Origin of the sequence: Sulfuracidifex tepidarius (assembly GCF_008326425.1) — an archaeon.
Lineage (GTDB): Archaea > Thermoproteota > Thermoprotei_A > Sulfolobales > Sulfolobaceae > Sulfuracidifex > Sulfuracidifex tepidarius.
In genome coordinates, this window is sequence record NZ_AP018929.1 from 1,326,814 (window position 1) to 1,352,296 (window position 25,483).

Annotated in this window: 25 protein-coding genes and 3 tRNA genes; 9 read left to right on the top strand and 19 right to left on the bottom strand. The window is 47.1% G+C overall.

Annotated features, from left to right (window positions below):
* The first annotated feature begins 23 nt into the window (after window positions 1–23).
* The 4 genes from IC007_RS06575 (at window position 24) to IC007_RS06590 (ending at window position 5,528) form a co-directional block, all read left to right on the top strand.
* Window positions 24–1,361 (top strand): DEAD/DEAH box helicase, encoded by a 1,338-nt coding sequence (locus IC007_RS06575; RefSeq protein ID WP_054845135.1) that lies wholly within the window; start codon window positions 24–26, stop codon window positions 1,359–1,361.
* Window positions 1,348–2,790 carry an endonuclease Bax1 gene (gene bax1 / locus IC007_RS06580; protein ID WP_054845134.1) on the top strand — a complete coding sequence of 481 codons (1,443 nt, stop codon included), beginning with the start codon at window positions 1,348–1,350 and terminating at the stop codon, window positions 2,788–2,790. Before IC007_RS06575 ends, bax1 begins: the two co-directional genes overlap by 14 nt.
* Before the next feature lie 45 nt (window positions 2,791–2,835).
* The gene (locus IC007_RS06585; RefSeq protein WP_054845133.1) at window positions 2,836–3,927 is read left to right on the top strand and encodes a zinc-binding dehydrogenase; all 1,092 of its coding nucleotides are present in this window, start codon (window positions 2,836–2,838) and stop codon (window positions 3,925–3,927) included.
* Between the two features lie 182 nt (window positions 3,928–4,109).
* Window positions 4,110–5,528 (top strand): acyl-CoA synthetase family protein, encoded by a 1,419-nt coding sequence (locus tag IC007_RS06590; protein WP_149528524.1) that lies wholly within the window; start codon window positions 4,110–4,112, stop codon window positions 5,526–5,528.
* A 210-nt stretch (window positions 5,529–5,738) separates the two neighbouring features.
* Here IC007_RS06590 and mvk read toward each other — a convergent pair whose 3' ends face one another.
* From mvk to IC007_RS06605, 3 genes are read right to left on the bottom strand one after another with little or no spacing between them, the layout of a single operon-like run.
* Window positions 5,739–6,680, bottom strand: a complete 942-nt coding sequence (gene mvk / locus IC007_RS06595; protein WP_054845132.1) for a mevalonate kinase — start codon at window positions 6,678–6,680, stop codon at window positions 5,739–5,741.
* Window positions 6,677–7,855, bottom strand: a complete 1,179-nt coding sequence (locus IC007_RS06600; RefSeq protein ID WP_149528525.1) for a threonyl-tRNA synthetase editing domain-containing protein — start codon at window positions 7,853–7,855, stop codon at window positions 6,677–6,679. Before IC007_RS06600 ends, mvk begins: the two co-directional genes overlap by 4 nt.
* On the bottom strand, window positions 7,852–9,120 hold the full coding sequence (locus IC007_RS06605) for an MBL fold metallo-hydrolase (protein WP_054845131.1): 1,269 nt from the start codon (window positions 9,118–9,120) through the stop codon (window positions 7,852–7,854). Before IC007_RS06605 ends, IC007_RS06600 begins: the two co-directional genes overlap by 4 nt.
* A gap of 57 nt (window positions 9,121–9,177) precedes the next feature.
* Here IC007_RS06605 and IC007_RS06610 point away from each other — a divergent pair, with 57 nt between their 5' ends.
* Complete coding sequence (locus IC007_RS06610) at window positions 9,178–9,537, top strand: nascent polypeptide-associated complex protein (RefSeq protein ID WP_173569895.1); 360 nt, start codon at window positions 9,178–9,180, stop codon at window positions 9,535–9,537.
* On the opposite strand, the gene IC007_RS06615 is transcribed toward IC007_RS06610, so the two are convergent.
* On the bottom strand, window positions 9,500–10,228 hold the full coding sequence (locus IC007_RS06615) for a helix-turn-helix domain-containing protein (protein WP_149528526.1): 729 nt from the start codon (window positions 10,226–10,228) through the stop codon (window positions 9,500–9,502). The genes IC007_RS06610 and IC007_RS06615 overlap by 38 nt on opposite strands.
* Window positions 10,229–10,273: 45 nt before the next feature.
* Here IC007_RS06615 and IC007_RS06620 point away from each other — a divergent pair.
* Window positions 10,274–10,348, top strand: a tRNA-Pro gene (locus IC007_RS06620).
* A gap of 158 nt (window positions 10,349–10,506) precedes the next feature.
* On the opposite strand, the gene IC007_RS06625 is transcribed toward IC007_RS06620, so the two are convergent.
* The 9 genes from IC007_RS06625 to IC007_RS06665 form a co-directional block, all read right to left on the bottom strand.
* Window positions 10,507–11,571, bottom strand: coding sequence for a nucleotidyltransferase family protein (locus IC007_RS06625; protein WP_149528527.1), 1,065 nt, complete (start codon window positions 11,569–11,571; stop codon window positions 10,507–10,509).
* Window positions 11,568–13,325 (bottom strand): glutamine--fructose-6-phosphate transaminase (isomerizing), encoded by a 1,758-nt coding sequence (gene glmS, locus IC007_RS06630; protein ID WP_149528528.1) that lies wholly within the window; start codon window positions 13,323–13,325, stop codon window positions 11,568–11,570. Before glmS ends, IC007_RS06625 begins: the two co-directional genes overlap by 4 nt.
* Before the next feature lie 311 nt (window positions 13,326–13,636).
* A tRNA-Gly gene (locus IC007_RS06635) sits at window positions 13,637–13,712 on the bottom strand.
* Between the two features lie 194 nt (window positions 13,713–13,906).
* Window positions 13,907–13,990: transfer RNA gene (locus tag IC007_RS06640), tRNA-Ser, on the bottom strand.
* Window positions 13,991–14,007: 17 nt separating this feature from the next.
* Complete coding sequence (locus IC007_RS06645; protein WP_054845129.1) at window positions 14,008–14,565, bottom strand: class I SAM-dependent methyltransferase; 558 nt, start codon at window positions 14,563–14,565, stop codon at window positions 14,008–14,010.
* Entirely contained in the window at window positions 14,540–15,265 is a 726-nt protein-coding gene (locus tag IC007_RS06650; protein ID WP_054845128.1) for an RNA-guided pseudouridylation complex pseudouridine synthase subunit Cbf5, read from the bottom strand. Before IC007_RS06650 ends, IC007_RS06645 begins: the two co-directional genes overlap by 26 nt.
* Before the next feature lie 61 nt (window positions 15,266–15,326).
* Window positions 15,327–15,581 carry a tRNA pseudouridine synthase A gene (locus IC007_RS06655; protein WP_149528529.1) on the bottom strand — a complete coding sequence of 85 codons (255 nt, stop codon included), beginning with the start codon at window positions 15,579–15,581 and terminating at the stop codon, window positions 15,327–15,329.
* A gap of 1 nt (window position 15,582) precedes the next feature.
* Complete coding sequence (locus tag IC007_RS06660) at window positions 15,583–15,873, bottom strand: 50S ribosomal protein L14e (RefSeq protein ID WP_054845209.1); 291 nt, start codon at window positions 15,871–15,873, stop codon at window positions 15,583–15,585.
* Between the two features lie 44 nt (window positions 15,874–15,917).
* A complete protein-coding gene (locus tag IC007_RS06665; RefSeq protein ID WP_149528530.1) occupies window positions 15,918–18,686 on the bottom strand; it encodes a DEAD/DEAH box helicase in 2,769 nt (922 codons plus the stop codon).
* Between the two features lie 107 nt (window positions 18,687–18,793).
* Here IC007_RS06665 and IC007_RS06670 point away from each other — a divergent pair, with 107 nt between their 5' ends.
* From IC007_RS06670 to IC007_RS06680, 3 genes are read left to right on the top strand one after another with little or no spacing between them, the layout of a single operon-like run.
* Window positions 18,794–20,455 carry an ATP-binding protein gene (locus IC007_RS06670; protein ID WP_162302122.1) on the top strand — a complete coding sequence of 554 codons (1,662 nt, stop codon included), beginning with the start codon at window positions 18,794–18,796 and terminating at the stop codon, window positions 20,453–20,455.
* A gap of 11 nt (window positions 20,456–20,466) precedes the next feature.
* Complete coding sequence (locus tag IC007_RS06675) at window positions 20,467–20,838, top strand: RNA polymerase subunit Rpo13 (protein WP_084739592.1); 372 nt, start codon at window positions 20,467–20,469, stop codon at window positions 20,836–20,838.
* Window positions 20,835–21,587 carry a beta clamp domain-containing protein gene (locus IC007_RS06680; protein WP_054845124.1) on the top strand — a complete coding sequence of 251 codons (753 nt, stop codon included), beginning with the start codon at window positions 20,835–20,837 and terminating at the stop codon, window positions 21,585–21,587. The genes IC007_RS06675 and IC007_RS06680 overlap by 4 nt, the downstream gene beginning before the upstream one ends.
* Here IC007_RS06680 and IC007_RS06685 read toward each other — a convergent pair.
* Genes IC007_RS06685 through IC007_RS06710 form a run of 6 tightly spaced genes read right to left on the bottom strand, consistent with a single transcriptional unit; the run spans window position 21,559 to window position 25,481 of the window.
* A complete protein-coding gene (locus IC007_RS06685) occupies window positions 21,559–22,668 on the bottom strand; it encodes an amidohydrolase family protein (protein ID WP_149528532.1) in 1,110 nt (369 codons plus the stop codon). The genes IC007_RS06680 and IC007_RS06685 overlap by 29 nt on opposite strands.
* Window positions 22,638–23,342, bottom strand: a complete 705-nt coding sequence (locus tag IC007_RS06690) for a GTP cyclohydrolase IIa (protein WP_054845122.1) — start codon at window positions 23,340–23,342, stop codon at window positions 22,638–22,640. Before IC007_RS06690 ends, IC007_RS06685 begins: the two co-directional genes overlap by 31 nt.
* Window positions 23,339–23,803 carry a 6,7-dimethyl-8-ribityllumazine synthase gene (gene ribH / locus IC007_RS06695; RefSeq protein WP_054845208.1) on the bottom strand — a complete coding sequence of 155 codons (465 nt, stop codon included), beginning with the start codon at window positions 23,801–23,803 and terminating at the stop codon, window positions 23,339–23,341. The genes IC007_RS06690 and ribH overlap by 4 nt, the downstream gene beginning before the upstream one ends.
* Window positions 23,784–24,203: a riboflavin synthase gene (gene ribC, locus IC007_RS06700; RefSeq protein WP_054845207.1), complete on the bottom strand. Its 420-nt coding sequence runs from the start codon at window positions 24,201–24,203 to the stop codon at window positions 23,784–23,786. The genes ribH and ribC overlap by 20 nt, the downstream gene beginning before the upstream one ends.
* 37 nt (window positions 24,204–24,240) lie before the next feature.
* The gene (locus IC007_RS06705; RefSeq protein WP_054845121.1) at window positions 24,241–24,903 is read right to left on the bottom strand and encodes a 3,4-dihydroxy-2-butanone-4-phosphate synthase; all 663 of its coding nucleotides are present in this window, start codon (window positions 24,901–24,903) and stop codon (window positions 24,241–24,243) included.
* Between the two features lie 35 nt (window positions 24,904–24,938).
* Complete coding sequence (locus IC007_RS06710) at window positions 24,939–25,481, bottom strand: hypothetical protein (RefSeq protein ID WP_149528533.1); 543 nt, start codon at window positions 25,479–25,481, stop codon at window positions 24,939–24,941.
* Window positions 25,482–25,483: the final 2 nt, after the last annotated feature.

Sequence of the window (25,483 nt, forward strand, 5' to 3'; positions counted from 1 at the left end):
TTGGGCAAAACAGATTAAATCCAGTGGCTAATTTAAGGTATTCTAAAGGTTTGCTGATATCGGATACTTATGCACCCAACCTGAAGTGGAATGAGAGGGGAAAGATCTACATAGGTTACGGAAAGGACTACTTCGACGTGATGAGGTACTTCAACGACTCCGAAATAGAAGTAAAGGACACGGTCCTAGACCTGCTTCCTTTCCCTCAGGTGAAAGAAATAGATAACTTGAGGGATTATCAGAGGGATGCGGTGGAGAAGTGGTACGCATCTAAAAGGGGCGTAGTAGTTCTCCCCACTGGTGCAGGGAAAACTTTGATAGGCCTCAAGGCAATAGAGAAGTGTAGGGTCGCTTCCATAGTTGTTGTACCTACAGTGGACTTGCTTTATCAGTGGGCTAAGAGCGTAGAGGAGAAAATGGGTGTTAAGCCCGGGATAGTGGGAAACGGAGAGAATCAAGTGAGGGGAATAACTGTAATAACTTATGATTCCTTGTACACGAAAGCCGAGGAGTTAGGAAATAAATTCGGACTCATGGTCTTCGACGAGGTCCATCACTTACCCTCAGAGGGATATTCCCAAGCAGCTATGCTCTTTGCCTCACCTTACCGTTTGGGACTTACAGCGACGCCTGAGAGGGAGGATGGAAGGCATAGACTCCTCCCATCCCTGGTAGGTCCTGTGGTGTTCAGGCTCACAGTGGACAAGCTAAAGGGAAAGTACGTCTCCGACTTCGAAGTGAAGAGGATCTACGTTGAGCTAAAGGAAGACGAGGAGGAGAGATATGCGGAACTCAGGGGGAAGATGAGCTTGTACCTCAAGAGAAAGAAGTTGAGGTTGTCAAGCCTCAAGGAATTCAAGAGACTCGTCTTCCTGGCTTCCAGAGAGAAGGAAGGAAGGGAAGCTCTCCTAGCGTGGCAGGAAGCCCTGAGAATAGCGGTGAACTCTAGGAGCAAGATTGATAAATTGAGGGAAATATTGGGGCAGACTGAAGACGGGGACAAGGTCATAGTCTTCACTAGAGACACTTTCATGGCTTACGACATCTCCAAGGAGTTCCTGATACCAGCAGTGACATATAAGACTCCTAAGGAAGAAAGGGAGGAGATATTGAGGAAGTTCAAGGACGGAGAGTACAAGGTAATAGTGACCAGCAGCGTCCTGGACGAGGGTGTAGACGTACCAGACGCAAACGTAGCCGTCCTGATGGCAGGTTACGGGACGAGGAGACAGTTCCTTCAAAGGCTGGGCAGGGTATTGAGAAAGAAGGAAGGAAAGAACGCAGTCCTTATAGAGCTAGTAACGAAGAACACGTCAGATCACGGTCTCAGTTCAAGGAGGAGGAAGAATGTTCCAGTCTGAACTGGCAAGGTTCAAGGTGAAGGGAAACCAAGTAATTCCCTCTTTCGCACAGCCTGAAGACGACGTAGTACCTTTAGTAATTGACCTTTTCAAGGAAGGGAGGAAGTTATCCGAGATAAACGAGGACGTTAAGACTCTCTCCAAGGTATACGATTACAAATTAGTCAAGGGATTGTCCACGGTCATGAGTAGGCTGTGTGAATTCACCGGAGGGAACGGATACCCACTGGAGCTGAGGAGGTTCCTCTTCTCGAAGGGGCCGGTTCTGGATCGCGATAGAAAGGAGGAGATTCTCAGGGAAGCTTCACGGAAGTTCAAGGTTGAAGACCCACTAGAGTATCTTTACTCCGACATGAAGGACGAGATGAAAGTTTCGCATGCCCCTAGAGTCTCGCCAGAAGAGATCGTCAGTATGTATAACCTGAGCCTGCTCCAGACTATTCTCTTCAAAGCCTTCAGGATGAAGGTGTACATGTCCTCAAGGTGGAAGGAGGTCATAAGGCTTTCCAAGTCCCTGGGGTTAATGTACTACGCCTACGTTGAGCCCCCCAGCGTGGAGTTCATAGGTCCTATGACACTCCTGAAGCTGACCGAGAGATATGGAAGGAACCTAGCTCTCCTGATCCCCGAAATAGTGAAGGCAGGAGACTGGAAAATTGAGGCTGAAGTAGTCCTAGGCAAGAAGAGGAGGATTTTCAACCTGAAGGTGGAGAGCTCCCCCTTGATAAAGTATGTGAAGGAGGGCGTGAGAGATGAAGGGAAAAAAGAGACATTCGACAGCACGGTGGAAGAGTCCTTCTACAGGGAGTTCAGAGCTGTAGCGAAGGACTGGGAGATAGTAAGGGAACCCGGTTTCCTGGTCGTGGACGACGGTAGCGGAAGGGTCATGATACCTGACTTCCTGGCGAAGAAGGGTAACTTCTCGGTATACATAGAGGTAGTAGGGTTCTGGACCAAGGAATACCTAGAGGAGAAGATCTACAAGCTTAGGAACGTGAAGGAGAAGGTCCTAGTCCTCATCGACGAAGACCTCTCAACTGAGAGAATAGACTCGGACGACGTGATTAAGTTCAGGAAGAAGATAGACGTCACAAAAGTGTACCAATGGCTTAACAGGAAGATGCCGAAGCCCAGCCTCACAGAGCTGAAGTTAGACGGCGACTACATAAGGTTAATGGACATGGCGAGGAAATCTGGAGTGCAAATCAAGGACGTCAGGAGCGTAGTCGAGAAGATGGAAGATTACGTAGTGTTGAAGACCTTCGCAGTCAAAAAGAGAATCCTAGAGGGCATGTCAAATGAGGACTTCAGCGGAAAGGACGTAAGTTACGTGAAGGCTAAATACGGGGATTTCGCTGAGGAAGCGCTGGAGTTCCTGGGCTACAAGATCAGGTATAAAGACCTGTTTAATGCTGTGATATCGAGATGACGTCAAAAGTCAGAGATTTAAACTAGTTTAAACTTCTTGTATTGCATGAAGGCAGCTGTTCTCTTCAAATACAAGGAGCCGCTAAAGGTTGTGGATAACGTTGAATTAGATCCTCCAAAAGAGGGTGAAGTGAGGATAAAGGTTGAAGCTACGGGAATGTGCCACTCAGACGTTAACGTTTTCGTCGGTGCGACCCCTGTACCACCACCTGTAATAGCTGGACATGAGATAGCGGGTGTGGTCGAAGAAGTCGGACCTGGAGTAACCAGGGTTAAGCCTGGAGATAGAGTAGTATCGGCTTTCGTACATCCGTGCGGGAAATGCAGGAACTGTATAAGCGGGCACGAGAACGTGTGTGAGGTCTTCTCAGCTACTAGACTGAAAGGGCTCATGATGGACGGTACTTCAAGGCTTCACTTTAAGGACGGGTCTCCTCTGAGGTTCTTTCTGGGTGGAGGTTTCGCGGAGTACGCTGAGGTAAGCGAGAACGCTCTTACTGTTGTTCCTCAGGAAATAGACTTGAAGAAGGCCGCTGTTCTCGGCTGTGCGGGGCTCACAGGTTACGGGGCAGTGAACTCCCTGAAGCTAGAACCAGGGGAAAGCGTGGCGGTGATAGGAGCTGGAGGTGTAGGTCTTTCCGTGATACAGTTGCTGAAGGCTTCTGGCGCGGGAAGGATAATAGCGGTAGGGACGAAGAAGTGGAAGCTTGACAAAGCCATGGAGATGGGTGCTACCGACGTTGTTAACTCCAAAGAGACCGATGCAGTGAGGGCGTTAAAAGAGATGACCAACGGCGGTCCTGACGCTGTAGTTGAAGTGGCCGGAGTTCCAGACACGATAAAGATGGCTATGGACTCCGTGAGGCTGGGAGGTAGGATAGTACTGGTAGGACTGCCTCCGGCAACTGCTGAAATACCTCTCAGGGTAGCAACGATTGTAAGGAACGGAATACAGATCATAGGAAACTACGGAGGAAGGCCTAGAATAGATATGCCTAGGCTCATGGATTTGGTGAAAATGGGGAAATATGACCCTAACAAGTTAGTGACGGGGACGTACCATCTGGAGGAAATAAATGAGGCAGTTCACTCTCTAGAACAAGGCGAAGCGTTGAGGAGCATTATACTCCCCTCCTGATCTGCTTTAAGTAATATTCCAATTTCTTCAGATATTAAGTCTCCATCGTGCTAAACTCTAAATTAAATGTTTAGCTAAAAGAGAGTTGTACATGTAACATGGTATAAATTTGAAAAATTACTACAACGTCCTCCTGACCCCAATATTTAAATTTTTTAAACATATATCATATCGATCAAGAAATGAGCTCGCCTCTTCAGGAGTACGAGAGAATACACAAGGAACTTCAAGATGAGGGCTTCATAAGACATGATTATCCCATAGATCCGACAACCGTGTTATGGAACCAGAAAGTAATGACAATGAAGAGACAAGACCTTGATAAAATAAAGACGTTTAGGCTAAAGAGAATAGTGAAATGGGCATGGGAGAACTCTGAGTTTTACAGGAACTTCTGGAAGACAAAGGGTTTCGATCCAGAGCAGGTCAAGGATTGGAAGGATATAGTCAAAATACCCATATTGAGAAAAGATGACCTCAGAAACGACCTATCCAAGAACCCTCCCTTCGGGTCCATCATGGTCCCAGAGTTAGCTAGAAGGATAAGGTTTGTCGGTGCTACGTCTGGATCAACTGGAATGCCTACGTTTCAGGGATGGGGAGGACTTGAACTGGATTACTTCGAGGAAGCTCAGGCCAGATATCTTTGGACTTTCGCCAGCGTCAAACCCACGACGGTTTACGCGAATTACCTCAACATGTCCGGGTTCTACAGCTGGGGCCCTCCGTTAGTCGAGACTGCCATGTGGAGGTGCGGAGCCACAGCTATAGCAGGAGGAGGAGAGACTTATTTCAGCTGGAAGTCCAGACACAACCTAATCTTCAAGTTGTGGAAAGTAGACGTAATGGCAACAACTCCTTGGTTACAAAGGCTAATAGGTGAGGAAGCTAGACTGGAAGGCTGGGAAACTCCTTTCAAGGTACTTCTATTGCATGGCGGTGCAGCAGCTGAGAACACCAAGAAGAAGCTATTTCAAGTTCACCCCAACGCTAAACTAGCTGTAAGCGTTTGGGGTACTACAGATGGACATATGGCCGTTGAAGTTCCAGGCTCTGAAGGCCAGTTAGTAGTATGGGAAGACATGGAGATGTTCGATATTGTTGACCCCAAGACTGATGAACCTGCCGCTGAAGGGGAAAGAGGGGAATTAATATCAACGCTCCTCAATCACTTCACCATGCCGCTTATAAGGTACAGTCTAGGAGATTACGTTAAGAACGAGTTCATTACAGACCCAGACCCTAAGTTCGGCATAACGCACATGAGGTTCGTAGAGCCCATCCCGGGCAGAGTAGAGTGGATGTTCAAAGTACAAGGGAAGTTACTCCTTCCAATATATGTGGAAGACGCTGTAAACGAAATACCAGACACGACGGGTATGTTCAACATATTCATTTATGATAACAACATGGACAAGTTGAAGATAAGGATAGAGAGCAGGAAAACTGTGACGGACGACTACGATAGGGAAGCTAGGAAGGTACTAGGGGAAAGGATAGGGATAGACCCGGAGAACGTGGAGATAGAGTGGGTCAAGCCGGGCGAGACTATCTGGACAGGGTACAAACTACAAGTGTTTGTAGACAAGAGAAAGAAGTAGTCATAACCTTACTAGGACAAGATAAGAAGAGCGTCTAAATTGACTTAAGGAAAGCGAAGAAGATTATTTTTACGTCTTCTTTATCTGTCACATTTTCATTTTTTATAACTAGATATTTGACACGCTCAGTGTATTTCTTGCTTTCCCTTCCCTTTCTTTTTTGTAAAAAAGTCCTCTATCTCTTTTTCCCCGTCCTTTTCTCTACTCGTTTCATTCAGTCCTCTTGGAAACTGTAACTCCTCCTTCATGAAACCTCGAGTTGATGAGGTACGCTCCAAAAGACCTAAGGAGCATTCCTGACGCCGGATCCGAAGTCATAATCACTGAACCGCCTGCACCTCCCCCGCTTATTTTCGCACCTTTTATACCAAGATATCTGGCCCTAGAAACTGCTTCGTCTATTTCCGGTACTGTGACTCCGAGCGAAAACAAGAGCCCGTGGTTGACGTACATGAGTCTACCAACCTCAGTTTCCTTGTTCTCTTCCATGTACTCCTTGGCCTCCATCACAATGGAACCTATGGAATCTATTATCTTCGAGAAGACTTCGACGCTTTGGTCTTTGAACTCCTTCACTTTCTTCAACATCTCTGCGGTAGTCATAGACCTCCTAAAGTAACCTGAAACGAAAGAGATATCACTGTGAATCCTTTCTTCCTTGTTCCCGTTGAAGAGAATTATTCCTCCCAAACTTTCAACGTAAGTGTCCATCCTGCTCCCTATCCCCTGGACTCTCAGTTCCACCTCGTGGCTCTTCCTCGCTATCTCCATGGGCGTGAGGTCTTGCCCGAGGAAAGAGGAGTAAGCGGAAATAGTGCCGACTATTACGGCTGCGCTGGTCCCTAGCCCCACCGACGGCTCCACGGGAGATTCTATCTCTATTTTCACGGGAACGTCACCTACAGCACTTAAGGACTCACTTACGTAGTTCAGGAGCCTCGACACCTGCTCGTTCTCGACCCTCATATCGTCCAAGTTGACCTTGACGCCCTTCAGGTTCAAAGAAGGGGAGACCACCACGAACTTCTCCGAGGGCGACACCCTGACCTTGAGGAACTCCGATATTGTAGCTGCTATTGCAGGTTTACCGTATACTACAGCATGTTCTCCAAACAACGTTAGCTTGAGGGGGACTCTGGCTTCAACTATCACAAGTAATCAAGCTTCGGTCTACGTGATAAAAGTATTGGCATATTTCTTTTCAATTTCACAGGGTCTGACGTTAAGACCATGGAAGCTATTTCCTCAACTGTGAGGCTCTTCTGCTCCGTCTCTTCCCTTATTTTCACTGTGAGGGAAAGAGTCTTGGCTTCCCTCTCTCCTAAAACACCTACCAGTGGAATCCACTCCTTTCCTGCCCTCCTTATCTTGTTTCCCAATCCATCGTTTAGGTCATCTATGTCGACCCTGATATCGCGGGACTCCAATTCTTCGGCTATTTTGATCGCATCCTCCAGGAATTCCCTCCCCACCGGCAATATTCTAACTTGTATTGGGCTCATCCACATCGGGAGAGTAGGATATACCTTTCCCTTGAAGCTCTGTGTCAGAAAATAATACGTTAGATAATTCACATTTACTCTTGTCACTCCCCCTCCCCTGGACACTAAGGGAAGGGTGTTTGAAGAGTCCTTGAAAGATTGGGGAATTTCAACGTTGAACTCACCGCCGTAGTTCACCGTGATGGTCGGAGATTCGTTCAGGCACGGGATTAACTTACCTCTTTGCTGGGAGTAAGTGACGGAGAATTCCCCTTGTACGGGGGAGCCGTTTCCTTCAGTTTCTACCGTCATTTCCCTGGCGTTGTTCTTTAACCAACTTATCACTGCGCGACGCATGAAAGTAGCGTGAGGCGAGGTGGGGAAGCCGAACTTCTCGCAGTATTTGACTTCCTCCGATTTCCTGATTTCCTCGAGGTCCTCGCTCCTGATCCTCCTGGAGAGTTCGCTTAAAGGGTGACCATAACACGAGACCGTGAATGATTTGTACCACCCGAAGGGGGCTCTAATTACCTTCATTTCCTTGGTGATCATGTTCTCCATTTCCTTTAACATGGACACGGCTACCCCTGGTTTCGCAAGTCTGTCAGACAAGTGAGCGTAGGGATAGAGAACTATCAAGTCTGGGTGTACTTTCCTTGCGTCTTCAACTATCTGAGTTACGGCTTTTCCAACTACTTTCTCGTCGTCCCCTTCTTCTACTGCTGTGAACACTACAAGGACGTTCTCACCTTTAAAGTCGTGTAGAGGGTTTTCCTCGGCTGACTCTATAGCTTTTTCCCTGGTCGAGAAAGAAAAAAAGGAGGAGTGTATCATCAATATTATCATAGCTTTATCTCCTGTCCGTTCTCCGGCGTGACCACGTCTACGCCTACCTCCTCCTTTACAGTAGCTGCGAATTGTTCCGCGCTGTCACTAGAGGCGTGAACGATGACCAACTTCTGCAGGTGGCTTGCGCTCTTCACCAGCTTCATCAGGTCTCCTTTACCGGAGTGACTTGAAAAGTCGAATAGCTCAAACCTTGCCTTCAACATGGGAGAGAACTCGTCGAACTTACCTATCTCCAAGAGTTTCCTGCCTGGGGTACTTGGGGCTTGATAGCTCACCAGGAACACTGCGTTCTTAGGATCTTCTGCAAGTTTCTTGTAGTAATACACTGCGGGCCCTCCTTTGAGCATTCCAGCGCTTGCAACTATGACCCCCTTGTCCTTCCACACCTTCTTCCTCTCGTTAAATCCATTAACGTAGTGGAAGCTGTCGTAAGCCTTCTTCAATAGATCGGGCTTATGGAGGTATTCCTTGTGGTTTAACATGACCTCGGTGATTTCCCTTGACATACCGTCGTAGTACACGGGATAGGGAAAATTGGACGAAGCGAAAAGCGAGAGTAGCTCCTGGCTCCTGTTCAGACTGAAAGCTGGGACTAGGACAGTTCCCCCTCCCTCTATGACCTCCTTTACTTTGTCCAGAAATTCCTTCTCCACAACTTCCCTGCTAGGATGATTGAACCTACCATACGTAGCCTCCATTATGAGCACGTCTGTGTCCTTGAGGTCCTCAGGATTAGCCGGGTTCATGAGCTTGGTCTCAGCGGTGTTTATGTCGCCAGTATAAGTTATCTTAAACTTTTCGCTCAATATGTGGATTTGAGCGCTCCCCGGTATGTGACCCGCGTTGGTGAATTTCACCTTGTACCCTTCTATCTCCTCTTCCTTGTCGAACTCCACAGTGTTGAAGTTCTCTACTGCCTTCTTTACCTCAACCCACTCGAAAGGTATCTTAGGACCTGATAGCTTAACGAAGTCCCTGAGTATGAGCTCGCTTATGGCCTTCGTCATGGGAGTACCGTATATCCGCTTCTTTAACGTAGAGATTTGATATATCGGTAGAGCTCCCACGTGGTCCAGATGGCCGTGCGAAACCAAAAAACCCTTAACTTTCCCGGGCAGCTCCTGTAACGGAAAGTTGGGGTTATCATTGTTATCGAAGTTAACCCCGTAATCCATCACAAGGCTGCCGTCGTTGTTGCCGATCTCGATGGCAGATCTTCCGACTTCTCTGCCTCCTCCGAGTATCTTTAGATAGTAGTCCATTTGTTTAATACCTCAGCACCGCAAACTATTAAGTTTGCCATAAGTGAATGTAAATTGATGAAGATTAGAAATAACGACCTAAAAAAGCTCGAGAAGATGGGCATAAAACCCAACATGGTGAACGCTACCCGCGTCATAATTGAAACAGCTGAAGGCGAAAGGATAGTGATAGAAGGATGTCAGGTAACCAAGATGGTAGCTCAAGGGAACTCGTTCTACACTATTATAGGAGGAGAGGAAAGGAAAGAGGAAATTAAAGAGGGAGAGAACAAAGGAGAAGTGTCAATAAGTGAAGACGACGTCAAATTCCTCATGGAACAAACCGGTAAAGGCGAGAACGAGGTCAGGGACGCCCTCGTCAAGAGCGGAGGAGATATAGCTAAGGCTCTGGCTTCCTTGACAGGAGAGACCTCATAGAGCTTATGATCTCATCCTCGTTTTTCTTCATCGAAATTATCACGTTTATTCCCTCCTGTTCGCTCAAGTAAAGCGCCAGAGGATCTATCCTAACGGGTCTATGGAAAACAACTACCTTCGGCTTCACAGGGGCTACCTTAAGCGCGATCATAGGAGACCTGCCACCTGCGACCTTGGTGAAGATGAGGACTCTGTTGAGAGATAGCGAAAGGAATTGATAGAAATCGGCACCGCTCAGCATGGATATAGCCTTTATGCTGTTGGCTACCATGTATCCGTAAACGCTTGTCTGGTTCACGAAGGAGTTCATCATCACGCCGTCCACTGCCATTACTATCTCGTCAATTGGTAGGGGAGAAACGAAGTCAGCCATGTCCATGATGTAAGGGTAATTGAGGTTGAACATCTTCACAAGCTCGCTCACTATCTTGAAGCCGTTCTTGGCGTCGTTCCTGATCAGGGCATCTACGTATCTCTTTATGAACCCGCTTCCAGGCTGTCTCCTGCCCCTCTCGTAGTCTGCTATCACGGTCTGTTTCACCCCCAGCTCCTTGGCTAGTTCCTGCTGAGATAACTTGAACGTCTCCCTCCACTTCCTCAACGACACGAAAACGTCGTTGCTCCAGACTATGTCCCCTGCTATTCTCTTTCCTACCATGTCTAGGATGTACTTGTCGTAAATGTTCTCCATCTTCTCCGATGAAGTTTTATAAAACCGGCTAAAAATTAAAGATAGGGGCCCGTGGTCCAGCTTGGCTAGGATGCGACGTTCGGGTCGTCGAGGTCCCGGGTTCAAGTCCCGGCGGGCCCATTGATCGTTTCAATCCCGCTTCTAGATAAAATTATAACACCAGGCTTACAGTCAGAGGAGGAAAAGAGGAAGGTAAAGGAAAAGAAAGGTATTTTTTAGTACACGTGCTAATACATGCAAAAATATAGGTACATAACACTGTGTGTCGTATTACAGATTCATGAGGAGTAAAACGGCTTAAGTATTGTCCCATGTGCAACTGTTTCAGCAGGAGGTACTATAGAACCGAACTTGTTAGACCTTCCTCTGATCATCTTTCCGGTGAATGTGCTCTCGGTTATGGCTCCTGCACCTACCTTAGCTTTAGAACCTACAACAGAGTAAGTGAGGTAAGACTTGGACCCTATCTCAGCATATGGCTCAACTAGTGTATGAGATATCTCGCTATACGCACCTATAACCGCATTTCTCTCTATAGAGGAATACGCTCTAACGAGAGAGAAGTTTCCTACATAAGCTCCTTTACCTATATATGCAGGGCCCTTTATCACCGCATATTCCTCCACCGTAGCACCTTCCTCTACTACCACGTTCTTTCCTATTACGGCAGAGGTAGAAATGTTAGCCTCGTCTGAGATGAATGACCCCTTTCTTTCATCTAACACATTTTGCACTGCTGCCAGCAGATCCTCGGGGAAGCCTATGTCAACCCAGGAACCGGACCAGACGAAATAGGATGAATCTAACGACGATAAGTAGTTCTCGAAGCTCTCTACCGGCTCCGTTGGCAAGACGTAAGCCCCAGCTAAGGCTAAGGTAGATCCCGATTTGACCACTTTCAGCTTCCCCTCTCTCAACTCGACTAAACCGTAGGTGTTCAGACCCTCGCTCACAGGGGTCAGAGATATGGAAGGCTTACCATTGGTGTAAAACAGAGAGATCAAGGAAGAGTAAAGTTGTTTTGACGTGACTATGTCACCGAAAGCCAGCACGTAGTAGTTATCGGATACTCTACTTACACCCGTCCTGATTGCTCCCTCTATTCCTGCCTCTTTCTGATACACGACCTCATAACCAGCGTTCAGATCACCTATCTCTTTATCCAGATCCTTACCCTTGTCGCTCGTAACTATCACGAAGTCGGTTACCCCGGCGTCCATTAAGCCGTCTAAAACGTACCTGATCACCGGCTTTCCCGCTATCGAGATGAGCTCCTTCTGTTGCTCCTTCGTGAGAGGGAGAAGGCCTTCTCCTTTCCCTCCGGCTAAAACTACCGCTTTCATTCTACCGTCACCGTCTTAGCTAGGTTTCTGGGTCTGTCCGGGTCGAGCCCTTTACCGACCGAAACGTAATAGGCCAAGAGCTGAATCGGAGGTGCTAACGCAAATGGCTCCAACCCCTTCTCTAACCTCACCTCAACCTCATCTTTAGATATCCCTTTAGACGTCCCGACATAAAATATTCTAGCTCCCCTAGATTTCATCTCCTCAATGTTGACCTTAAGCTCATCTATCCCCGGGTCAAGGAAAACCACGGGGAAACCTTCGGACACTAACGCTATAGGTCCGTGTTTGCTCTCTCCTGCGGGGTATGACTCGGCGTGAACATATGCTACCTCCTTTATCTTCAAGGCACCTTCTAGAGCCATCGGAAGGCCGACACCCTTGGAGAGGTAATACATGGAGGGGGCAGAGATCAAAGTGGAGCTCCACTTCTTCATCTGCCCTTCAGTCCCTTCTAACGAGGCTTCCAGAACTTCGTGCGCGTGAGACAAGTAGTCTAACTTTTCCCCCAGGATCTTTGACTTGAGCAAAAGGAGCGAAGCTACCTGTGACACGAAAGTTTTGGTTGCTGCTACCCCCAGCTCCGGTCCTGCTCTCATGTACAGCTTCACGTCGCTCTCCCTCGAGATAGTGCTCTCTATCACGTTAGTGATCGAAATAATGGTAGAGCCTTCATTCTTGAACTCCTTTATGGCCATCTTCACGTCCAAGGTTTCACCGCTCTGACTTAGGGCGAGGATCACGTCGCCCGCCCTCGTCCTGTATGAGGGGTACTCCGACGCTATCATTGGTATCACGGTGAACCCTGACATGTTCAACTCCCTACCGAATATGAGGCCGGCGTGGTAACTCGTACCGGCAGCTACCACGAATATCCTGTTAGCTTGCGACATGACCTTTACCGCTTTATCAACAGAGTCGTCAGCCATCATGGTGGAGAGTGTCTCTTTCACTGCTAGAGGGGAGTCGTGGATCTCCTTCAACATGAAGTGAGAGTATCCTCCTTTCGAGGCGGAGGCCAAGGTGAAGTTGAGCTTGTGAACTCTCTCGTTCACGTCTACTATCTTCCCGTCCTTTTCTATGTAAACCGAGGAAGGAGTGATGAACCCGATCTCCCCGTCCTGAATCGTAACTACTGTATTAGTAAGGGGTAAGAAGGGGGCATACTCGCTCGCTATGAAGTTCTTGTCCTCTCCGAGTCCTATCACTAAAGGGTTGTCAAGACGTGCGAAGAATATCCTCTTCTCCCCTTCCATTATCATCAGGATCGCATAGCTTCCCCTCAGGGAAGACACTGCAGCTTTGAAGGCTTCGAAGCTTTCCATGTCCCTCTTCATGAACTCCTCAACTAAGTGGGGTATTACTTCTGTGTCTGTGTCGCTTCTGAACTTGTGGCCTAAAGATTCTAGTTCCTCTCTCAGTTCCTTGTAGTTGTTAAGGGTTCCGTTGTGGACTACAGCTATTCTCCCAGAGCAGTCCACGTGAGGGTGAGCGTTTTGATCGTTCGGGGCACCATGTGTCGCCCATCTAGTGTGCCCCAGGAAAATGTAACCAGACATTTCATTTATCTTCTTTGTCTTTACAACCTCTACGACCTTCCCCTTGGCTTTCCTAACGTCTATCCCTTCATCGTCTAAGGAAGCTACGCCGACGCTGTCGTACCCTCTGTATTCAAGCCTGCTCAACGACGATACCAGTACATCCGTCAAAGACTTGTCCTTTTTGTTAGAAGCAATTCCTATAATCCCGCACATTAGAAAAACGTGTAATTTCTTTAGTATTTGACCTTTTTCATCACTGATGTGTTGTAGAGTAGGGCTATTCAGGGATCCATTGCGAATTTAGTTCATTTATTGAAATAGAATAAATTTAATTGGGCGCTATTGCATGGACTGGGTAAGGATTTACACTAAACATTTTTCTTTTTTGATTTGTTCTTGCTATAATTACAATATACGATGTAGACCTGAATCGCCCAAATTTACGTTACCCCTTTAACCCATATTGGCTATACGAAGTAAAAATTGAAAGAAAATAACAGCAAGGTAACAAGGATACCTACAAGTGCGGCCACCGGGATTCGAACCCGGGATCTCTGGCTTGGGAGGCCAGCGTCCTAATCCAGGCTGGACTATGACCGCATGTTACCATTTCAAAATGAGGTAATAACTTTTTTGCTCTGAAGGTCAGCATTTCCAGCGCATTTCACCGATCAATCGACCCTCTTCTCATCAGCTTAGAAATAGTAAGAAGTGTTCATCTTATATCTTCCGTTCAGACGGGAATAATCATCTTCACTTATCTGCCTACATCGAGGTCATCATAAGGAGCCGGACGCCGGGAACGGGATTCGAACCCGTGCAGGGGTTTCCCCTAATGGCTCTCAAGGCCACCCCCTTAACCACTCGGGCATCCCGGCTTGCCCACTATCTTTTCTCAAGTCTTTTTTATTAAGATTATCGAGTAACCTTTAACTCGTTTTACCACAGTTATATTACCGAAGAACTGGGAAAACTCCTTTTTTACGTTCTCCTCTCCTCTATATACTACCAACTGCACGTGACCTTCGTCCTTCAGCTTCTCGTGGGCACACTTGGCGAACTTCCTTAAGAAATCCACCCCTTTCGAGAGAGGGGGGTTTGAAAATATTGCATCGAACTTCAGGTCAGTGGCTGACAGTACGTCGCTCTTTATCACCTCCACCCTATCGTTAACCCCGTTTATCTCCACGTTCTTCTTGGCTAACTTCACTGCGTTAGGATCAACATCCATCATCACTACCCTCAAGGACGGGTTAGAGAGCGCTACATATATGCCTATGGGGCCGTAACCACACCCGACGTCAGCCACAAGGCCCTCTTTGGGTATGACCAAGTTCTCGAGGAGAGACCTGGTACCCGTGTCCACCTTACGCTTTGAGAAGACCCCAGCGCTGGAATGGAAAGAAAGAGGTATACCGTTGATCACGTCAAGCACTACTTCTATTGCCTTCACCCCACTTTCTAGGATAAACGTCTCTATCGATGAAAACCCTATCAGTGGTTGCCACTTCTCCCTTGTCGACTTTGGCGAGCCTCCTGTAGTCTACTAATGCCTTTCCGACCGATACCAGTTCTCCCTTAGTGGTTATTACACATACCAGGTCGTCTTTCTTGAACTCCTGAAAACCCACAACTCCTGGAGCTGTCAACTTAGCGCCGTAAGCTATTGCGTTAACTGCGTTGTCGTCAACCATTATTTTGGGGATCCCGCAAGTAGCTATCTCCATTGGCATGACCATTCCCCTAAGGTAGGTCTCGTCCTTGCAGTTCTTCCACATATACACTGCCTCGGACACTTCGTGCATGGTGACCAAGTTCCTCTCGTCGAATATCCCCGTCCTGGTCCTTCTCAACTCCCTCATGTGGGCTCCGTAACCGCTCATTAACCCCACATCGTGACATATCTTCCTCATGTAAGTCCCGTGTTCTGACACTATCCTCATGAGCACCATCTTCCCTTCGATCTCCTGGACTTCTATTTCAAATATCTTCCTTGTCCTTAACCTTCTGCTCACCGAAGACCTCACTGGGGGCCTCTGGTATATCTTCCCTTTGAACTTCGAAATCACCGACTTGAGTTTCTCCTGATCGAAGTCTGAGTGTACCTGCATGACGCACTCGTACTCCTTCGTTGATTCAGACACGTAGTGCATTATCTTGGTAGCGTTCTCTAAACCTACGGGTAGAACGCCGGTGACTTTGGGATAACCCCGCTCATCGCTCTAGGGTCCCTCCGTGGCCTACCCTATCAAGAGAAAGCATCCCCTTGAGCCAAAAAGCCACCTCGTGGCTTGTAGGGCCGGGTGGCTTATCCACGTTGATTATCCCGTTCCTTATAAGTAGGTTCATTTCCCTCTTGTCTGGGTATGAACCGTGACTTTCATCTATCTGAGGCTCAACCTTGAACGTCCAAGGGTTATTATAAGAACAAAAAGAGTCAATTGACTGGATGAAGTTATAAGGCTTCATCCTAAATCACAGTCATCTTCGGCTTTATTGTCTCCTTCATGAAGTCAAGTAAAGAAGCCTGCTGAAGCGCGTTCTTGACCTCGTCGTCACTGGCTCCCTTCTTTATTTCTACTTTCTTATCTGTTGCGTCTATGTGAAGTATGTTGCTCCTCTTCCTCTTCACTCCGTTCACGTCCTTAGGCCCGGTAATCAGGACGAAGTTCTCGTCTATGATGTCGACTATGACAACCTTTTTCCCTGCATCTCTTCCCCTGGTTTTAACGCAGATTCTACCTACTTCTATCACTGCCATGATTTGATCTACCCATCTCATCTGATTTCTGGGTAATTTTAAGCTTACTGCCAGAACTTCCTGTTCTTGAGGAACTTCCTCTCCTCGTCTATCAGGGAGAGGAAGAAACTTTCCTCGCCGTCCGAGATCCTGCTGAGTACCCTGCCCATGTTAGACGGACCTACTCCTGGAGTGGCGAGGGCTATGAATGCGTTCTTCCCGTAGGTGGAGAAGAGGGAAGCCACTCTCCTGACGTTATCCAGTGACTTCTCCTCGGGTTTGGACAACTTTTGCCCCTTGATAGCCTTTCTGACTGCTTTCAGGGAGTCCTCATCTGACACTTCGCTCGCGCCCAGGAAGACGGAACCACACTTCGGACACTTATCGGGTGCATGTTTCACTTTTCTCACCTCGCTCCACCCGCATACTATACACATGATCCTGAACTCCTTGTTCATGAGCCTCTCCTTCATGACCTCCATCATGAACGGGGAGCTCTCGTCCCAAGCTTGGAAGGCTAAAAGTCTGTTCAGGAACTGCGAAGCCAGGGGTGACGGTGAGGGGACTTCCAAGACCGTCCACTTCATGGACTTGAGCAGGGGGATCACGGACTCGTCGTAGTTCTTCACCTTCAGTTCCCTCAAAGCTTCCCTTCCTACTATGGTATCAGTATAAGCCTTGAGGATGGTACTGGAGACGTCGACCTCAGACTTAGGGTCTACAACTCCGAACCTCTTAACCTCCACGAGGAGTTTCCACTTGAACTGAGGACTTTCCTTGATCCCGGCGTCCAAGACTCGGAGGAGTTCCTCCTCTGAGAGACTCAGGATCTCCTCCTTGACTTTCTCGATGTCATGATACCCTATTGGCACCATGGAGGACAGAGCAACGTGATACGAGTCCGCCCTGAAAGATGACTTGGCCATCTTTATCCCGTTAAGTAAAGTGGAGAAAATTGCGCCTAAGGTGTTGTTTCCCCTGCTCCCCAAGGGGGAGTGTATCACGATCACGTCGTGGTTAATTATCTCGACCACAAAGGTGTCCTTGTCGACTCTGGGATATCCCCTCTCAGAGTGCTGAGAGATGACGTCTAGCAAGCTGGGGGTCAAAACCAAAGGTTCCTCTGAACTACCTGGTAACTTACCTGTTTCTCGCTCTGCTTCGAAGAGTCTGTTTATCTCGTCGAAGACCCACATCGCAGTCTCCCTCTCGACCGGGATGGATTCCCCGAACCAGCTCGGAAGGACTCCTTTCTTCAGCTGTCCCCTCTCTACCAACAATTTGTCCTGCTCTATGCTGACTACCTTCCAAAGCCTTCCCCCTAAGACGAAGATGCTCTCGTCCTCCAAGGTAGACACGAAGTCCTCGTTCAGGGTTCCCAATCTCATTCCAGTGAGGGAGTCCACCACGGGGAAGCTCCTTATCGAGTCGGGTATCATGTTAGTGCCGTAGTAATACCTCCATATTCTCCATGACACTCCGAGCTTGCCTTCCTTCCTTTTAACTACCCTTGCGCTTTCGAGTAGGTCTACTACTTCCTCCAAGTCTTCCCTCTTCATGTCCTTAAAGTAAAAGGACCCCCTCAGTATCCCCTCGATTTCGTCCAGGTCGTTGTAACCCTCTAGTACCATTCCCGCCACTTGATGTGCCATGACGTCAAAGGGATATCTCTCTATCAAGGGCTTCTCCACGTACCCGCTCTTCGCCAGCCTCACTATCGCGTTGCACTCTATGACGTCATATATATCGTTCCCGGGCATCACGACCCCCCTGGACGTCCCCGTCAGGTTGTGGTTACTCCTCCCTATCCTCTGGATGAGCCTGAGGCTCTCCCTGGGGGACATGTACTGGACTACCATCTTCACAGAACCTATGTCTATTCCGAGCTCCAGACTGGAGGTAGCTATTACAGCGTCTAAGTTGGAGTTCCTGAAGTCCCTCTCCACTGAGACCCTGAGCTCCCTGGAGAGCGACCCGTGGTGGGCGACTACCTTCATCTTGTAAACGTTAGACAGAGAGTTAGAAAGGAACTCGGTCATCTCCCTCGTGTTGGTGAAAACTAGGAGGGGTCGGTTCTCGTCAGCTAGCTCCTTTATTCTCCTGAGCCGAGAGGCTACCTCAGGGGACAGTGAGTGCCTCTTAGCCACTTCGACGTCCTCTTCCTTTACCTCAGGGATCTCTATCCTGACGTCAATGGTTTTAGTGAAATCGACCTTGGCGACCTCCACGTTACCGTCATGGTCTAGATACCTCTTAGCCACTTCCATGTCCCCTACAGTAGCAGATATTCCAATTAATTGTATTTTATTCCTTGAAACTTTCTTGAACCTCTGTAACGTGACTGAGAGATCTATTCCTCTCTTCTCATCTAACATTTCCTGTAACTCGTCTATTATTACCCACCTGACCTTGTTCACCATTTCCCTTATCTTCTTGTTCAAGAGAAAATACTGCATGGATTCGGGTGTCGTTATCAATATGTCTGGAGGGTCGTTCACCAGGTCCTTCCTTTGCTTGTCGGTGGTGTCACCGTGCTTCACCCCGACCTTCACTCCCAGAGTAGAGCCTATTTTCTTCAGCCTCTCCTCAACGTCTCTGTTCAGCGACCTTAACGGAGTGACGTAAATACATGATATCTTTTGAGGTCTGTTGACGAAGATCGAGTAAAATACTGGGAGTACTGCTGCTTCAGTTTTCCCGGACCCGGTAGGTGCTGTTATTACCACGTTCTTTCCTTTCTCGATGAGGGGGATGGCGACCTTCTGGATCGGAGTCAGCTCGCTATACCCTAAGGTCTTCAGCCTCGATGCGAAGTCCTGAGCTTCCCTGAGCATAGATTAAAACACAATTAACTGGAATATTAACTTCTGGAAAACGACAACACGTCAAAGTTAATTTGATGACAAGGTTTTTATTAGCGTCTTTCTATAAAATCACAAAAATGTTCGAGGATAGGAACGTAGTATTCGTTGTATTGCTGACCTTGGAGGCATTAATCCTCAGCGAGGTAACTTCCTACTACAAGGGAGTTGAAGGCATAGCGATTTACCTCTTCTTCTTTTATTTCGTGCTTTTCGCAGACGCGTTCTCGTCGGTAATCGTTTTCTACTCTCCTTTAACTTCCTTGATATATCTCTTGGGAGTTTCGACCTTGTTCTCAGTCTTCGGCATAGACGTGTTGAGTCCCTTTAACATTACAACATACGTCTTCGGTCTATCATCTGCGTCGTTCATACTCTTCTTAATAAGAAGGTCGTTCTCAGACATGTTGATATCTTCCATAAGTAAGGCTGGAAAGCCCAGGATTTCAAAGAAATCTCTTTTCTTAGTACCTTTTCTAGTTATAGGAGTCACGATATCCTTTACGGGCACGAGGGACATACTACTCTTATCTGGATTCGTTGCGGACTTCATGATTTTAACACTAAGTCAGGACACTAGGCAATACCCCTTACTCTTGATGAGCTGGCTTTCGTTCCCCCTCATTCTCTTTTCCGTGAGGGAGACATCAAGCGACGGGATCGTGTTAGGTAAAGTGAACAAGATATTAGTACGTTCTTCCTCAGGTATCAGGTTTAGAGGTAATACTTACAGCTGGGTCAAAGCAGGGAACCTAGAGTTCAGGGTCGACGTGAAGGAGAAGAAGAACTTCAACCTCGTGATAGCCGGAGCCAGCGGTTCGGGTAAGTCGTTCCTCGTCAAACACGTGATAAGACAACTGGGAGTTTCCTTCACCGTGTTTGACCTTCACGGGGAATACCCTTCAGATGGTGTTAAAAAGATCGACATGTCGAAGACAGCAGTGAATCCGTTGTCCCTCAATAACACGTCCCCCAGAAAGAGGTCCCTTGAAGTCGCTTACATGATAAGGTCTATCTTTAACTTGGGAAACCTGCAGACAATAGACATGTTCAACCTGATTTCCGAGACCTACATGGAGAACGGAATAGATGAGGAGGATCCCCGAACTTGGTCTCAGAAACCCCCAACGTTCAGGGACGTGTTGATCTACTTGGAAAGGAAGAAGAGGCTTTCCATGTCTTCTCAAGACATAAATAGGCTCTCCTCCCTGGAGCCTTACCTAGTCTTCCTCTCGACTGAGATATTCTCCCGCGATGCGATCGACATTGAGGAGGTCTTCGATAACAACGTGATTTTGGACTTCTCGCTAGTTTCAGCTAATGAAATAAAATACATCATGATAGAGACATTACTCAGAAACCTCAGAGATTACATGTTAAGGAAAGGACAGTCCCCTCTCTGGAAGATGTTCGTACTGGACGAAGCACCCTTCGTCCTCTCCAAGGAGACGGGTAAGGAGACCGTGGAGAGGATCTTCGCTGAAGGAAGGAAGTTCGGCATAGGAATGATAGTGGTCTCACAGTCCATAGAGTACGTGAAGAAACTCATGAACAACTCAGCTTCGTTCTTCATTTTCCAGCTCTCTGAGCCTAACGAGGTGGACTATATAGTAAGGTTTTTAGCCGGTGACTCGGATGCATATTCATTGATACATGACACAGCTTTATCGTTGCAGAAAGGAGAGTTTATAACGAGAAGCGACAGAGGAGATATTTTTTTAGTCAGGAGTATAGTTCAGTAATTTAGATTGTTATGTCAGAGGGAGAAGTTGACGAGAGGAGGGACGTTCACGAGGACTCTGAACCGGAAGAGCGAGAGCATGAAGACGATGACCTTCCTTTTCTCTCGATTCAAGATATCGAGATATTAATGAGAAACACTGACATCTGGGATAAACTCCTTCAAGGGAAAATAGACATAGAAGAAGCGAAGAGGGAGTTTGAAGTCAACGGAAGAGTTTTCGATGGAATAGAAGATAGAAAGAAGGCTAAAAAGCAGGCTTCCAGGAAAGCTAAATCAAAGAAGAAGGAAAAGAAGAAGAGCGAGGATGAGGAAGAGAAAGTGGAGGAGGTAGAGGAAGTGGAAGAAAAGGAGGAGAGCGAGGATGAGGTCGGAGAGGAATGACATTCTCTTTCACTTACCCTAGTGCAAAGGACTTCAATGACCTAATAGTAGCTCTCTCTAAAGCAACAGACTCCATCACGATTAACGTGACTGATGAGGGAATCAACGGGAGATATGTGGAGCCTGACACTAAGTCGATGATGGTCATTCTCAACGTGCCTAAGACGTTCTTCTCGTCTTATGAAATAGAAAAGCCACTTTCCCTGGAGCTGAACTTAGCGTCGTTGAGGAAAGTGCTGAGCAAAGCGAAGAGCAGGACCGCGTCGGTTGAGGTCTCGGAGACAGACTCCGGGATGAGGATAACAGTAAAGGACAACAAGCTAGGGACTAAAAGCAACATTTACGTTTCCTCCAAGAAAGGTGAAGTAAACGATGGAGGAGAGCCAAAGGTGTCGCCCACAGTCAAGATGTCTTTAGATTCTAGAGTCCTTGAGCTAGTCGTAGGTGATTCGTCAATAATAGGAGATGAGGTTCTAATCAAAGGGGAGGGAGAAGAGGTCACCTTCTCCACTTCAGAAAGGGGTAAAGAATACACCGCAACCATGAGGAAGGACAAACCCCTGAAGTACATAGAGGTCGCGGACAGCGCTGAGTCCAAGTTCAGGGCTGAACTACTGAAGGAAGCAGTGAGCATAACTTCAAACTTCTCTAACGTAGATGTGGAGTTAGGGACTAACATACCCCTGAAGATGAGAGGAGAGGCAGACGCCGGAGGACAAGTCACTGTTTGGATAGCTCCGGTGATTTGAGGATATAATCCCCACCTCTTTTTATAATTGCCATATATTTATTTTTTGATATTTTTATTCCAGAGTTCTCGTCATCTACCACGTTCAGCATGTTGAGTGGAGTACCTTCTTCCACTCTGTTCTTGATCCCCAGGAAACTTGAAGGTAAGGTCGTAGAACCTTTGAGTATTTGCTTGGAGTAGTCCGACCCGGGCTTTCTGGTCCTTGATATAAGCAGGGCTAACTCCATGTCCTTCCAGAGGTTAGGGCTGATCCACGCTCCGTTGTCTGTCCCAAAGAAGACCTTTACTTGAGAGTCCATAGCCAAGTCAACTTTAGGTATCCCGACTGAAAACCACATGTTACTCCTCGGACACATCACTAAGGGAACATCACGATCGGCCAATACCCTCATTTCTTCTTCATCCAGCCAAACGCCGTGAACAAGGAAAGAAGGAGAGAAGTCCTCAATGAAGCTTTCAAGGTCGTACTTCAACCACTGAGATAGTGTCTCTGCGAAGTGTGAGGCCCTGAGCTTTACTGAATCTTTGATGACCCTGAAGTCGTATTTCGCCGACGGACTTGGAAGACCATAGCCATCAGCGTATTTCATAAGTTCTCTTAACGCTTCCCTTGAGAACTCTTCCTCCTCTAGTCTACCTAGGATGAAGTAGTTCACCCACTGGCCTTTCAACGTTTTAGCTAGCTTACTTCCTTGAATTCCCTGTTCTCTGAAGTCTACAACCGTCTTCACACCTAGCCTTAAAGATTCCCTGAGAAACAATCTAATTGATGCTGAGACATCGTATCCTTCACGTGAGAAGGCCTTGTACTTGAAGCTTAACGGATCACCCACAGCTTCCTTTACGGTGAGCTGATACCCTTCTTCCATGACCATGTAGTCTCCGCTATGTACGTGAAAGTTCACCAAAGAGGGCATCAAGAGACCTTTAATTTCGTAAGCGTTTCCAACGAGACCGTTACCCACATGTGTTATTATTCCGTCCTCTACCTCCAAGTTGAAGTTCTCTTTCCAATCTAGTGAATCTCCCATTATCCCCGAGCTTACATTTATGACCTTACGTTCTCTATTACCTTCCATTTGGAGTCCCTTGTTTCCCTTATTCTAGTCAGGGCCTCCGTAGCCTTTGATACAGCACATCTGGGATTCTCACAGATTCCAACCCCGAACTTGACCTCGTTCAGTGGTGCTTCCAGAATTCCCCTGAACTCGTCTAGAGAGGAAAAGATCATGAAATTGTCACCGCCTAAGTATTGAACCAGGCTTCCGTGGCCCTCAGCTATGCGTTGTAGCTCTACCATTACCTCCATGCTCCTTCTAAAGGATGAATAAATGGAGCTCCTCTCCGTGAGCTCCGTGAATGAGTCCACGTCTGCGTGAATCGCAACTACCTTGGAGTCGGGATGGTCTAGAACTTCCAACTCTCCGGGTCTCAACTCATTCAGACACTTAGAAGCCACCTGCTCAGCCTCTAAGAAGTTCCTCCCGTAACCCATACATCCCCTCAACTCGACCGGAGAGTATTCTTTTAATTTTGAAAACAAATTTTTAAAATGTGAATTTCTTATTCCATCTGCTATTATAAGGAACTTGTCCATCCTTGTCATGAGCGGAAATGCGTCAATTCTCAAGGAGAACTTATTCACGAAAAAAGATAGTTTAGATTGGGCTAGTTGTATTTTCCATTCCCTGTCATAACCTAGGGTCTCAGTCCACTCCCTGTAATGATGTAGCTCCACAGCGAAGACTTTCACTCTATGTACACCGTTTCCTTAATGTCTCCTAAGGACTCAAGCTTCTTGTACCTTAAAGCCAGCTTCACAGCCGACTCCACTGCTCTATTTGCGTATTCCTCTATCCTCTCTACTGCTTGTTCGTGAGTAGCACCAGGACCTATTATACCTAGGGTAACTGGCTTTCCGTGCTGAATTGAAAGATCTGCTATCAGCCTAGCTGTCTGAGAGCCTATGATCTCGTCATGCTTGGTCTCTCCCCTTATCACCGCACCTAGAGTTACAACAGCGTCCACATCGACTTTCTCCAGGATTTTCTTAACCGCCAGGGGGATGTCGTAACTCCCCGGGACCTTGAAGACTATCTTTACGTTAGCTCTCAGAAACTTGGCGTGAGATATGGCCTTCTGTAGCATCAAGTATGTTATATCGTAGTTGAAATCCGCTACTACTATTCCTAGGTTAATCGAGCTCTCCTGCATTTTCATACCCCTGCCTCAAACCTTTTCCCGCGTATTCCCTTAATGATTTTCCTCCATCTCTCACAAGTCTGACTAGGTTTCTGGCGTGCTTCGTGGCCCTATCCTCGGCTATCCTCACAAGGTCGTCCGGGTGCTCTGCCTCCTCTTCGTGTACAGTCACGTCCATCACGTGTTTCGATGTCAAAATCTGAACCATGATGAGTCCTATGCTTGATGATATGTAGCTATATTTGTCGAGCTGAGTCCTTCCTACCCATCCCAAAGTTATTACTCCGTCGCATCCTGAGTCTATTAACTTCTTAGCAGCTACTGGCAGGTCCTTTATTCCGGGCACTGTGTACCTCACAATTTCGCAATCATTGTCGTCTTTCCTTATTGTCCTCTCCGCGATATCTCCCATGTTTACCCTCGAGAAAGTGGTGTCAGCTACACCGTATTTACGCAACTCTAACTACCTCTAGGATCTCTTTCCCAGTTATGAAAGGTATACCGTTGCTCTTGGCGAAGTTTTCGGCTTTCTCTCTCTTCATGCTGTACCTTTCATCTAACATCTCAGCTATCACAACACTCCTCTCAAGGCCTAGGTATTCCATCAAAGAGGACGTCAACTCCGTATGTCCCCTGCGTTTCTCTAGACCCCTGGAGAGCAACACAGGCACGTGACCCGGAGCCATGAACTCATTGAAGAACTTCTCTTTAGCTGACGTTTCGTCCTTTCGTAATAACTCCACCGTCTTATGTAACTCTAATATGGTCTTAGCTCTGTCCTCATCTGATATCCCTGTCCTAGTGCTCATGTGATTTACCCACATCGCAAAAGCAGGCTCGTCCCCGTAAACCGGCCTCTTAACTAACCTAGAATACTTTTGATAGCTTCTCAGCTCGTCCGTGATTAGACCTAGCCCGAGCTTCGCTCCTTCCTCCTTTCCAGTCACATAACATATGAGACCACCAGCCTCCTTCCTGAGCATGTAGACGCTCTTCCATGACACCGAACCTGCGTAAAAAACCATATCTACCTCCTCCTCCCTTCCATCGAAGTCGTACACCATTACTGGAAGACCTGACAGAAGGCTGTTCCTTAAGTTCTCTCTGTTCATCAAAGGAGTGTACGTGTAAAAATATAAAAGCGTATTTACTTACGCTTATTAACATAAACTAATAAGATATAAACAATAAGAGGAATTATGAATAGAAGAACCAAATAGTGGGAGTTTAAGTCAGTTTGCTTTTCAGATTGGTCGGGAAGAGAAGATGAATGACCCGTATTGTTCTCCAAGAAGGATGTTATGTTAACGTCTGGTTCTATAACTTTCACCGTTAGGGTGCCGTTTACCTCCTTAGACATCATTTTTATCTTAAGCGGAGTCGAATTTGAAGGAAGGATGTAGTAAGGTATTAGCACGCTCCTGTTTTGTATTGATACTGTTGAAGGAGAAACTTTCGCGTTTATCAAACTACAATTAAATGTAACGACTATTGCATCGAGGGATGAAGACAGATTGAAGGTGACTGGGAAAACGGATTGTCCTTCAAAAGTGAAGTTCAACACGTAACTGGATATACTCGTCTGCCTAGACTCGGAATACGTCATTGCTTGTGGTAGACTCCCTGAGAAAGCCATCATTGAGCTAAGCAGCAAGAAGAAGATAAGGGAAATAATTAAGATTGCCTTCACAA

Bases quoted from the DNA above. Each gene is read 5' to 3' on its own strand.
- bax1 (WP_054845134.1), top strand. From the start codon at position 1,348: ATGTTCCAGTCTGAACTGGCAAGGTTCAAGGTGAAGGGAAACCAAGTA.
- IC007_RS06585 (WP_054845133.1), top strand. From the start codon at position 2,836: ATGAAGGCAGCTGTTCTCTTCAAATACAAGGAGCCGCTAAAGGTTGTG.
- IC007_RS06590 (WP_149528524.1), top strand. From the start codon at position 4,110: ATGAGCTCGCCTCTTCAGGAGTACGAGAGAATACACAAGGAACTTCAA.
- IC007_RS06600 (WP_149528525.1), bottom strand. From the start codon at position 7,855: ATGATAATATTGATGATACACTCCTCCTTTTTTTCTTTCTCGACCAGG.
- IC007_RS06605 (WP_054845131.1), bottom strand. From the start codon at position 9,120: ATGGACTACTATCTAAAGATACTCGGAGGAGGCAGAGAAGTCGGAAGA.
- IC007_RS06610 (WP_173569895.1), top strand. From the start codon at position 9,178: ATGAAGATTAGAAATAACGACCTAAAAAAGCTCGAGAAGATGGGCATA.
- IC007_RS06615 (WP_149528526.1), bottom strand. From the start codon at position 10,228: ATGGAGAACATTTACGACAAGTACATCCTAGACATGGTAGGAAAGAGA.
- IC007_RS06625 (WP_149528527.1), bottom strand. From the start codon at position 11,571: ATGAAAGCGGTAGTTTTAGCCGGAGGGAAAGGAGAAGGCCTTCTCCCT.
- glmS (WP_149528528.1), bottom strand. From the start codon at position 13,325: ATGTGCGGGATTATAGGAATTGCTTCTAACAAAAAGGACAAGTCTTTG.
- IC007_RS06650 (WP_054845128.1), bottom strand. From the start codon at position 15,265: ATGCACTACGTGTCTGAATCAACGAAGGAGTACGAGTGCGTCATGCAG.
- IC007_RS06655 (WP_149528529.1), bottom strand. From the start codon at position 15,581: ATGAAGCCTTATAACTTCATCCAGTCAATTGACTCTTTTTGTTCTTAT.
- IC007_RS06660 (WP_054845209.1), bottom strand. From the start codon at position 15,873: ATGGCAGTGATAGAAGTAGGTAGAATCTGCGTTAAAACCAGGGGAAGA.
- IC007_RS06665 (WP_149528530.1), bottom strand. From the start codon at position 18,686: ATGCTCAGGGAAGCTCAGGACTTCGCATCGAGGCTGAAGACCTTAGGG.
- IC007_RS06670 (WP_162302122.1), top strand. From the start codon at position 18,794: ATGTTCGAGGATAGGAACGTAGTATTCGTTGTATTGCTGACCTTGGAG.
- IC007_RS06675 (WP_084739592.1), top strand. From the start codon at position 20,467: ATGTCAGAGGGAGAAGTTGACGAGAGGAGGGACGTTCACGAGGACTCT.
- IC007_RS06680 (WP_054845124.1), top strand. From the start codon at position 20,835: ATGACATTCTCTTTCACTTACCCTAGTGCAAAGGACTTCAATGACCTA.
- IC007_RS06685 (WP_149528532.1), bottom strand. From the start codon at position 22,668: ATGGAAGGTAATAGAGAACGTAAGGTCATAAATGTAAGCTCGGGGATA.
- ribH (WP_054845208.1), bottom strand. From the start codon at position 23,803: ATGCAGGAGAGCTCGATTAACCTAGGAATAGTAGTAGCGGATTTCAAC.
- ribC (WP_054845207.1), bottom strand. From the start codon at position 24,203: ATGGGAGATATCGCGGAGAGGACAATAAGGAAAGACGACAATGATTGC.
- IC007_RS06705 (WP_054845121.1), bottom strand. From the start codon at position 24,903: ATGAACAGAGAGAACTTAAGGAACAGCCTTCTGTCAGGTCTTCCAGTA.